8 protein-coding genes and 1 pseudogene are annotated in these 9,668 nt (G+C 66.6%); 5 read left to right on the plus strand and 4 right to left on the minus strand.

All coding sequences use genetic code 11. The annotated features are described in order from the left end of the window. From J6500_RS31160 to J6500_RS31180, 5 genes are all read left to right on the plus strand, one after another. Positions 1-457: PD-(D/E)XK nuclease family protein (locus tag J6500_RS31160; RefSeq protein ID WP_225716533.1), on the plus strand; the 457-nt coding region annotated here is incomplete at its 5' end. After that, complete coding sequence (addA, locus tag J6500_RS31165) at positions 451-3,930, plus strand: double-strand break repair helicase AddA (RefSeq protein ID WP_225716534.1); 3,480 nt, start codon at positions 451-453, stop codon at positions 3,928-3,930. The genes J6500_RS31160 and addA, both read left to right, overlap by 7 nt. Before the next feature lie 116 nt (positions 3,931-4,046). Beyond that, positions 4,047-4,367, plus strand: coding sequence for a thioredoxin (trxA, locus tag J6500_RS31170; protein WP_016847387.1), 321 nt, complete (start codon positions 4,047-4,049; stop codon positions 4,365-4,367). Between the two features lie 163 nt (positions 4,368-4,530). Then, entirely contained in the window at positions 4,531-5,595 is a 1,065-nt protein-coding gene (locus tag J6500_RS31175; RefSeq protein ID WP_225716535.1) for an ATP-dependent DNA ligase, read from the plus strand. 113 nt (positions 5,596-5,708) lie between these two features. Further along, complete coding sequence (locus J6500_RS31180; protein ID WP_225716536.1) at positions 5,709-6,167, plus strand: DUF2231 domain-containing protein; 459 nt, start codon at positions 5,709-5,711, stop codon at positions 6,165-6,167. Between the two features lie 24 nt (positions 6,168-6,191). Here the strand turns inward: J6500_RS31180 and J6500_RS31185 are convergent. The 4 genes and pseudogenes from J6500_RS31185 to trpA form a co-directional block, all read right to left on the minus strand. Further along, a pseudogene (locus tag J6500_RS31185) lies at positions 6,192-6,338 on the minus strand (metallophosphoesterase family protein); the annotation flags it as partial. A 64-nt stretch (positions 6,339-6,402) separates the two neighbouring features. Then, positions 6,403-7,647: a bifunctional folylpolyglutamate synthase/dihydrofolate synthase gene (locus J6500_RS31190; protein WP_225716539.1), complete on the minus strand. Its 1,245-nt coding sequence runs from the start codon at positions 7,645-7,647 to the stop codon at positions 6,403-6,405. A 95-nt stretch (positions 7,648-7,742) separates the two neighbouring features. Then, positions 7,743-8,684 (minus strand): acetyl-CoA carboxylase, carboxyltransferase subunit beta, encoded by a 942-nt coding sequence (gene accD, locus J6500_RS31195; protein ID WP_225716537.1) that lies wholly within the window; start codon positions 8,682-8,684, stop codon positions 7,743-7,745. A gap of 101 nt (positions 8,685-8,785) precedes the next feature. Continuing rightward, positions 8,786-9,622 (minus strand): tryptophan synthase subunit alpha, encoded by an 837-nt coding sequence (trpA, locus tag J6500_RS31200; protein ID WP_225716538.1) that lies wholly within the window; start codon positions 9,620-9,622, stop codon positions 8,786-8,788. Positions 9,623-9,668 lie beyond the last annotated feature (46 nt).

A 9,668-nucleotide genomic window follows, 5' to 3' on the forward strand; every position in this document is an offset into this window, starting at 1 on the left:
CCGCGCCGACCGCATCGAGCGGCGCGATGACGGCAGCTTCGCGATCCTCGACTACAAGACCGGGCAGCCGCCGACCGGCAAGCAGGTACGCATGGGCCTGTCGCCGCAGCTCACGCTGGAGGCCGCGATCCTGCGCGAGGGCGGGTTTGCGGAAATCCCGGCAAACTCCTCGGTCGGCGAACTGGTCTATGTCAGGCTGAGCGGCAACAATCCGCCGGGCGAGCAGCGTTCGCTGGAACTGAAGATCAAGAACAACGACACGCCGCAGCCGCCGGACGAAGCCGCGGACAGCGCGCGGCGCAAGCTGGAGGCGCTGATCCGCGCCTTCGACGATGAGGGCCAGGCCTACACCTCGCTGAACCTGTCGATGTGGGCGAACCGCTACGGCGCCTATGACGATCTCGCGCGGATCAAGGAATGGTCCGCCGCCGGCGGCCTGGGGATCGAGGAATGGTGAAGGCGCTCCGACCGATCCCGCCGCAGGTGCGCGACGCGCAGGCCCGCGCGTCCGATCCCAGAGCGTCGACCTTCGTGTCGGCCAATGCCGGCTCGGGCAAGACGCATGTGCTGGTGCAGCGCGTGATCCGCCTGCTGCTCGATGGCGTGCCGCCCGAAAAGATCCTCTGCATCACCTTCACCAAGGCTGCCGCGGCGAACATGGCCGAGCGCGTGTTCACGACGCTCGGCCATTGGGTGACGCTCGACGACGAAGCGCTCGATGCCGCGATCCGCGAGGCCGGCATCGCGTATCCGAACGCCAAACTCCGAAAGGAGGCGCGAAAGCTGTTCGCCTGCGCGCTGGAGACGCCGGGCGGGCTGAAGGTGCAGACCATCCACGCGCTGTGCACCCGGCTGCTGCAGCAGTTCCCGTTCGAGGCCAACGTGCCGGCGCGCTTCGCCGTGCTCGATGACCGCGACCAGACCGAGATGATGGAGCGCGCCAATCTCGCGGTATTCCTGGAGGCGTCGCGCAATCCGGACAGTCCGATCGGCCGCGCGCTGATGACGGCGATGGCGAGCGCCGCCGACGTTACTTTCAAGGACGTGGTGCGCGAGGCCTGCCTCAGCCGCGATCACTTCATGGCCTGGACCGATACTGCCGGCAGTGCGGCTGCCGCCGCGGCGCAGATGTCGGCCGCGCTCGGCGTGTCCTCCGACGATCGCATCGAGGATGTCGAGCGCGAGATCGTCGACGGGCTCTATCTCAAGCGTACGGGCTGGGAGGAGATCGCCGCCGTTCTCGACACCGGCAGCAAGTCCGACCAGGACCAGGCGGCACGGCTGCGCGAAGCGCTGGTGTTCACCGGCGCCGCACAGGTCGATGCGTATCTTGCCGTTTTCCTGACCGATGCGGATCGCACGCCGCGCAAGTCGGTGGTGACGAAGAAGTTTGCCGACAGCAACCCGGCGATCGGCCGGATGTTCGAGGCGGAAACGCGCCGCATCCAGCCGCTGATCGAGCGCCGCCGCGCCGTGGTCACGCGTGACCGCACCGAGGCCCTTATCCATATCGCGACCGCTGCGGCGGCAAATTACCGGCGCGAGAAGCTGGAACGTGGCCTGCTCGACTATGACGACCTGATCGACAAGACGCTCGAGATGCTGGACCGAGTCTCCTCGGGCTGGGTGCATTACAAGCTCGATCGCGGTGTCGATCACGTGCTGATCGACGAGGCGCAGGACACCAGCCCGCGGCAATGGGACATCGTCGCGCATATCATCTCGGAGTTCACCTCCGGCGCCGGCGCGCGCGACGGCCTGGTCCGCACGGTGTTCGCGGTCGGCGACGAGAAGCAGTCGATCTTCTCGTTCCAGGGTGCGGCACCGCGCGAGTTCGACCTGCGCCGGCGCGAGCTGCGGCGGCGGTTCGAGGAGGCCGGGCTGAAGTTCGATCCGGTGTCGTTCACCTATTCGTTCCGCTCGGGACCGGTGATCCTGCATTCGGTCGACCACGTGTTCCGCGAGCAGGAGATCTTCCGCAGCATCCATGCCGTCGAGAACGGCTACCCGATCCACAATGCGATGGCCGATGCCGGCCCCAGCACGGTCGAGCTCTGGGATCTTGCGGTGGCCGACGACCGCCAGGACATCGAGGGCTGGCGCGCGCCGTTCGACGGCGTCTCGGTGACCAGCCCCGAGGTGAAGCTGGCACGGCGCATCCAGGCCGAGATCAAGCACCTCGTCACCAGCGGCACCATGACCGGCAGCGCAGGTTCGCGTCGGCCGCTCCGCTATGGCGACATGCTGATCCTGGTGCGGCGGCGCGGCAACGCCTTCGACGCGGTGATTCAGGCGCTGAAGCACGCCAACATCCCGGTCGCCGGCGCCGACCGGCTGAAGCTGACCGAGCACATCGCGATCATCGATTTGATGAACCTTGCCGACGCGCTGCTGCTGCCGCAGGACGATCTCGCGCTCGCGGTGGCGCTGAAGAGCCCGCTATTCGGCCTCGACGACGACGATCTGTTTAAGCTGGCGCACAACCGGCGCAGTACGCTGCGCGAGTCGCTTGGCGCGCAGGCCGCGACCGACGCGCGGTTCGCCGCCGCGCTGCATCGGCTCGAACAATGCGAGCGGCGCTTCACCCAGGAAACGCCGTTCGCGTTCTACGCCTGGCTGCTCGGCGGCGACGGCGGCCGCGCGCGGATCCTGCGCCGGCTCGGGCACGAGGCCAATGACGCGCTCGATGAATTCCTCGAGCTCGCGCTGGGCTATGAGCGCAAGGCACCGGCCTCGCTGCAGGGCTTTGTCGCCTGGCTGCGCGCTGCCGACACCGAGGTGAAGCGCGACATGGAGATTTCGCGCGACGAGGTCCGCGTCATGACCGTGCATGGCGCCAAGGGCCTCGAGGCGCCGGTGGTGTTCCTGGTCGACACCACGACCTCGCCCTCGGACACGCAGCGGCTGCGGCTGATCCATCTGCCGCAGGGCAACGCGGCGCCGCATGCACCCGGCGTCGTGGTGTGGGCCGGCAAGAAGGCCGAGGATCCGCTGCCCGTCGCCGACGCGCGCAAGGCGATGCTGGGCGATACCGAGGACGAATATCGCCGCCTGCTCTATGTCGCGATGACCCGCGCCGCCGATAGGCTTGTGGTCGGCGGCTGCATGCCCGGCAACATGAACAATGTGCGGAAATCCTGCTGGTACGATCTGATCACCAGGGGGCTGGCCGGTGCCGGACTGAAACTCGAGGAGCTCGAGACGCCGGCCGGCAAGGTGATGCGTTATTCGCGGCCGGACGACGTCGCCGATCTCGCCGGCGCGGCAGTGGCGTCGGCCGCAGCACCCGTCGCATTGCCGGCGTGGCTGCGCGCTCCGGCCGCGCCTGAGGCTTCGGCACCGAGCCTGCTGCGTCCGTCCGATCCCGCCGATGCGGACGGTCATCCTGTGCGGACCGGCGAATCCGTGCTGCTGCGCGCCCGCGCCCTGCAGCGCGGCACGCTGGTGCATCGCCTGCTGCAGTCGCTGCCAGATGTCGCCGCCGAGCGGCGCCGCGACGCCGCGCTCGCCTATCTCGCGCGCAATGCCGACGGCTGGAGCGAGGCGGAGCGCATGGCGCTGGCCCAGCAGGTGCTCGCCTTGATCGTCGACCTGCGCTTCGCGCCGGTGTTTGGGCCCGGCAGCCGTGCCGAGGTCTCGATCGTCGGGCGGCTGGAGCGGCCGGGCCAGCCGAAGACGCTGGTCTCCGGCCAGATCGACCGGCTGGTGGTGACGCCGGACGACGTCCTGATCGTCGACTTCAAGACCAACTACGCCCCGCCGAAGACCGCCGCCGAGGCTCCCAAGGGCTATGTCCGGCAGCTTGCGCTGTACCGCGCGGTGCTCGCCACGCTTTATCCCCATCGGCTCATCCACGCCGCTCTGCTGTGGACCGAAACCGCTGAAATCATGGAGATTTCTGCCTCCGCGCTGGACGCTGCCCTGCCATAAGGTCAGCTCAGTGTGAGCAAGCTTGACCCGGCAAGGGGGCGTTCATAGGTTTGACCCATGCTCCCGGGCGCGATTCTAAGGTCGCGCCCTTTGTCTCAACCGAACGAGGTACTTCCATGGCCGTTGGCAAGGTTTCTGACGCCGATTTCGAAGCCGAGGTGCTCAAGGCGACCGGGCCGGTGGTCGTCGATTTCTGGGCCGAATGGTGCGGCCCGTGCCGCATGATCGCACCCGCTCTCGATGAGATTTCCGGCGCGATGGGCGACAAGGTCAAGATCGTGAAGCTCAACGTCGACGAGAGCCCGAAGACCGCGTCGAAATACGGCGTGATGTCAATCCCGACCCTGATGATCTTCAAGGGCGGCGAGATGGCCTCGCGTCAGGTCGGCGCCGCGCCGAAGGCAAAGCTGCAGCAGTGGATCACCGCTGCGGTCTGATCCCGCTTCGAATTAGCTGATTGTGAGACGGCCGGCGATCAGCCGGCCGTTTTGTTTGTGGCCCTCGTTTGTAGCCCGTTCAGAATATTTTCGAACAACAATCGGCGGATTCGCCGGCCCTCTGCGTTGGCATGACGTGTCTTGCGCAAGAAGGTCGCAGCCGTTGCCGTCTGCCCGCCAGAAATCCGCTTCTCGATCCACGTCGCTCGTCGCGGCGGAAGCGCGCTCGGTCGAGGCCATTCCGCGCGGCAAGGAGTGGCAGTACGAGCCGAAATGGGACGGCTTCCGCTGCCTGCTGCAACGCGACGGCAGCAAGGTCGGCCTGCGCTCCAAATCCGGCGAGCAGCTCGGCCGCTATTTTCCGGAGCTGGTCACGGCCGCGCTGGACCTCAGGGCGCAATCGTTCCTGTTCGACGGCGAGATCGTCGTCCCGCACGGCCGCACGTTTTCATTCGACGACCTGCTGCAGCGAATCCATCCTGCCGCGAGCCGCGTGACGAGGCTTGCCCAGGAGACGCCGGCGCTGTTCCTGGTGTTCGATCTGTTGGTATCGCCGACCAAGAAGAAGCTGTCGGGACTGCCACTGCGTGAGCGCCGCCCCGAGCTCGAGGCATTCGCCAGGTCGCAGTTGAAATCCAGTCCCGGCTTTCGGTTATCGCCGGCCACGACCAGCTACGCGGTCGCGCAGAAATGGCTGGCACGATCGGGTGGCGGGTTTGACGGCGTGATCGCCAAGCGGCTCGACCTGCCCTACCAAGCCGGCAATCGCGACGGCATGCAGAAGATCAAGCGATTCAGAAGCGCCGACTGCGTGGTCGGCGGCTTCCGCTACGCCACCAACCGCATCGGCGGCCGCAAGGTGGTCGGCTCGCTGCTGCTCGGCCTCTATGACGACGACGGCCTGCTGCACCATGTCGGCTTCACCTCCGCGATCAAGCAGCAGGACAAGCCGGCGCTGACCGACAAGCTCGAGCCGCTGATCGCCAAGCCCGGCTTTACCGGGAATGCGCCGGGTGGCCCGAGCCGATGGTCGACCGAGCGTTCAGCGCAATGGTGCCCGCTGAAGCCGAAACTCGTGATCGAAGTCTGCTACGACCATTTCAGCGGCGACCGCTTCCGCCACGGCACCTCGATCCTGCGCTGGCGCCCGGACAAGGCGCCGAAGCAATGCAGCTTCGAGCAGTTGAAGCAGAAGGCCGCCGATCCGATGAAGCTGCTGAAGCCATAGCCGGAGCACCCGTAGCCCGGATGCTGCCAATGGGTCGCATCGTTGATCTCTGCCACATAGGAACCCGGACAAACGGCCCAAGTTGAGGTCTCAAATGGCCCGAGGAGGGACCTATGACGAACCCAAGATCAACCGCGCAGGTCGCGGGACATCCCATTCATCCGATGCTGATTCCATTTCCGGTTGCCTGCTTCGTTCTGACCTTCGTGGCCGACCTCGCATTCTGGAAAACGGGCACCGACTTCTGGGTCAACGCCTCGCTCTGGCTGCTGGGTGTCGGCCTGATCATGGCGGCGCTCGCCGCGGTTGCCGGCGTGATCGATCTCCTGGGAGACGATCAGGTCCGCCACCTGTCCGATGCATGGCAACATGCCGGCGGCAATGTCACCGCGGTCTTGCTCGAACTGTACAACTGGTATTCGCGCTACGAGCATGGCGCATCCGCGATCGTGCCGACCGGCCTGACGCTGTCGCTGATCGTGGTCCTGATTCTGCTGTTCACCGGCTGGAAGGGCTGGGAGATGGTCTATCGCGAGCATGTCGGCGTATCGGACGAGGCGCACATCCGCTGAAGCGCGATGAGATCGTGTTAATAGTCATCGCGCGTTAGCTCTTTGTTTGGGATGGCCGTGCTGCCGCGCCAGTGCCGCCATCGCTTCGTGATCGTACGGCACATGGCGGAAAGTCATGTCCCAATCGCCGCCGGACTGTTGCAGGATCGCATAGCGTGCCGCGGGCCTGCCGTGGATGTCGGCGATGGCAGCAAAACGCATGATCATTCTCTTGTAGCCCGGATGCAGCGGATGCCTATGTAGGAGGCGTGCCGTTTGCGGCGAGCACCGGGCCGGCGAGATAGAGCGAGCCGGTGATCAGGATGCGCGGCGGCACTTCGTAGGCGAGCGTGGCGAGTCGCTGCAACGCCGCGTCGACGCCGTTCGCGATCTCGACCCGCATGCCGAGCGCACGCGCGGCATCGGCCAGCCGGTCGGGCGCCATGCCGTTCTCGCGGCCCGGCACCGGGACCGCGATGATGTGGCGGGTCAGTCCGGCGAAATTGGCGAGGAAGGCATCGGCATCCTTGTTGGCCATCATTCCTGTTATGATGACCAGCGGCCGTGATACGCGCTCCTCGAGATCGCCGAGCGCAGCCGCCGCGACACGGCCGCCTTCGGCATTGTGCCCGCCGTCGAGCCAGATCTCGCTGCCCTGCGGGCCCTGCGCGACGAGCGTACCGGACGCCAACCGCTGCATCCGCGCCGGCCACTCCGCACTGACGATGCCGCTCTCATAGGCCGACATGTTGAGCTTGAATGTATCGATTGCGCGCAACGTGGCGATCGCGAGCCCGGCATTGTCGAACTGGTGCCGGCCGAACAATTTTGGCGCAGCGAGATCCATCAGGCCGCGCTCGTCCTGATAGACCAGCCGTCCGCGCTCGACGCTGACATGCCACTGCTGGCCGGCGGCGTGCAGCGGCGCGCGCATCCGGCTCGCCTGCGCCTCGATCACCGCCATCGCCTCCGGCGCCTGCTCGGCCGAGATCACCGGCACCTTGTGCTTGATGATCGCCGCCTTCTCGCCGGCGATCGAGGTCAGATTGTCGCCGAGGAATTCCATGTGATCCATGCTGACCGGCGCGATCACGCAAGCAAGCGGCGCCTCGACCACATTGGTCGAATCCAGCCGGCCGCCAAGGCCGACCTCGAGCAGCACGACATCGGCGGGATGCTTCGCGAACAGGGTGAACGCGACGGCCGTTTCCATCTCGAAGATGGTGATGGGATTGTCAGCGTTGACGCGCTCGCAATGCTCGAACGTCGCGCGGAGCTCATCGTCGCCGACGAACTTGCCGCCGCCGGCGGCACCGAGCCGGTAGCATTCGTTGATCCGCACGAGGTAGGGCGAGGTGAAGACGTGCACCTTGAGGCCGGCGGCCTCCAGGATCGCGCGCAGATAGGCAATGGTCGAGCCCTTGCCGTTGGTGCCGGCGACATGGATCACCGGCGGCAACTTGCGCTCGGGATGGTCGAGCCGCTCCATCAGGCCGCGCATGCGATCGAGGCTGAGATCGATGCGCTTCGGATGCAGCGCCGAGATCCGCGCGATCAACGCCTCGAACGAGGGCTGCGATGGGGCGTCGCTTGCGGTCACGCGTGCGGCGCGGCCGGCACGGTTTCCGGTGCCGTGACGATCTGGGCCGGCTCGGCGACGGCCGCCGCAGGTTTCGCGGCGGATTCCAGCGCCGGCGACTTGGTGAACAGGCGGCACAGCCGCGCCAGCGTCGCCTTCATGTCGTGGCGGTGCACGACCATGTCGACCATGCCGTGCTCGCGCAGATATTCGGCGCGCTGGAAACCGTCCGGCAGCTTCTCGCGAATGGTCTGCTCGATGACGCGCGCGCCGGCAAAGCCGATCAGCGCACCGGGCTCGGCGATGTGGACGTCGCCGAGCATCGCATAGGAGGCGGTCACGCCGCCGGTGGTCGGATTGGTCAACACGACGATGTAGGGCTGCCGCGCCTCGCGCAGCATCTGCACGCCGACCGTGGTGCGCGGCATCTGCATCAGCGACAGAATGCCTTCCTGCATGCGCGCGCCGCCGGACGCGGCGAATACGATGAAGGGCGATCTCTTCTCCACCGCGAGCTCGAGCCCGCGCACGATCGCTTCACCGGCCGCCATGCCGAGCGAGCCGCCCATGAAATCGAAATCCTGCACCGCGACCACGGCGGCGGCGCCCTCGAGCTTGCCGTAGCCGACCTTGACCGCGTCGTTCAGCCCGGTCTTGGCCCGGGCATCCTTGATGCGGTCGACATACTTCCGCTCGTCGCGGAACTTGAGCGGGTCGGCCGTGACTTCGGGCAGCGCGACGTCGAACCAGGTCTCGTTGTCGAAGACCGACTTCAACCGCGCCACCGCGCCCATGCGCATGTGGTAGTTCGAGCCGGGGATGACGAACTGGTTGGCCTCGACGTCCTTGTAGAACACGAGCTGTCCGGAATCTGGGCACTTGATCCAGAGATTCTCCGGCGTCTCGCGGCGCAGGATGTTGCGGATCTTCGGCCGGACGACATTGGTGAGCCAGTTCATGGTTCGCTCCGAGTGCGGGTCGGTTCCGCAGGTGGATATATGGCGGGCAAGGCAAGACCCGGCAAGCCGCCGCCAGTGGCCTTGTGGTCGCAAATTGTGGCTTATTCGGCCGCCTGCTTGGCGCCCCGGACGCCCTGGGCCAGCGCGGAGGCCAGATCGGCCACCGCGATTACCGTCCTGGCTGTCGCACGGCCCTCGGCATCGAGGCTACCCTTGAGGGCGTCGACCAGCGCGGTGCCGACCACGGAACCATCGGCGTTCTCGGCAATCGCACGCGCGGCTTCCGGCGTCCGGATGCCGAAGCCGACGCAGACCGGCAGCGCGGTGTGCTGCTTGATGCGTCGCACGGCCCCGCCGACCACTTTCGAATCGGCTGCCGCGCTGCCGGTGATGCCGGTCACCGCGACGTAGTAGACGAAGCCCGAGGTGTTGGCGAGCACGGCCGGCAGCCGCTTGTCATCGGTGGTCGGCGTCGCCAGGCGGATGAAGTTCAGCCCGGCCTTCATCGCGGGGATGCAAAGCTCGGTGTCTTCCTCCGGCGGCAGGTCGACGATGATCAGGCCGTCAACCCCGGCCGCCTTGGCGTCAGTCAGGAACGCGTCGACGCCGTAGATGTAGATCGGATTGTAGTAACCCATCAGCACGATCGGCGTGGCGTTGTCGTCCTTGCGGAAGCCGCGGACCAACTCCAGCGTCTTCTTCAGCGTCATGCCGCCCTTGAGCGCGCGCAGGCCGGCAGCCTGGATCGACGGACCATCGGCCATCGGATCGGTGAAGGGCATGCCGAGCTCGATGACATCGGCGCCGGCCTTCGGCAGCGCCTTGATGATGTCGAGCGAGGTCTTTTCGTCGGGATCGCCGGCCATCACGAAGGTGACGAAGGCGGAGCGGCCCTGCTGCTTCAGCTCGGCGAAACGTGCGTCGATACGGGTGGTCATGGTGTGGCAGTCGCTGTGCTATACCTCTCCCCTTCGGGGAGAGGTC

This window comes from Bradyrhizobium semiaridum, assembly GCF_020329505.1.
Taxonomy (GTDB): Bacteria; Pseudomonadota; Alphaproteobacteria; order Rhizobiales; family Xanthobacteraceae; genus Bradyrhizobium; species Bradyrhizobium semiaridum.

Excerpts from the sequence above, each read along its gene's own strand:
- trxA (WP_016847387.1), top strand. The coding sequence starts at position 4,047 with ATGGCCGTTGGCAAGGTTTCTGACGCCGATTTCGAAGCCGAGGTGCTC.
- J6500_RS31180 (WP_225716536.1), top strand. The coding sequence starts at position 5,709 with ATGACGAACCCAAGATCAACCGCGCAGGTCGCGGGACATCCCATTCAT.
- addA (WP_225716534.1), top strand. The coding sequence starts at position 451 with ATGGTGAAGGCGCTCCGACCGATCCCGCCGCAGGTGCGCGACGCGCAG.
- accD (WP_225716537.1), bottom strand. The coding sequence starts at position 8,684 with ATGAACTGGCTCACCAATGTCGTCCGGCCGAAGATCCGCAACATCCTG.
- J6500_RS31190 (WP_225716539.1), bottom strand. The coding sequence starts at position 7,647 with ATGCGCGGCCTGATGGAGCGGCTCGACCATCCCGAGCGCAAGTTGCCG.
- trpA (WP_225716538.1), bottom strand. The coding sequence starts at position 9,622 with ATGACCACCCGTATCGACGCACGTTTCGCCGAGCTGAAGCAGCAGGGC.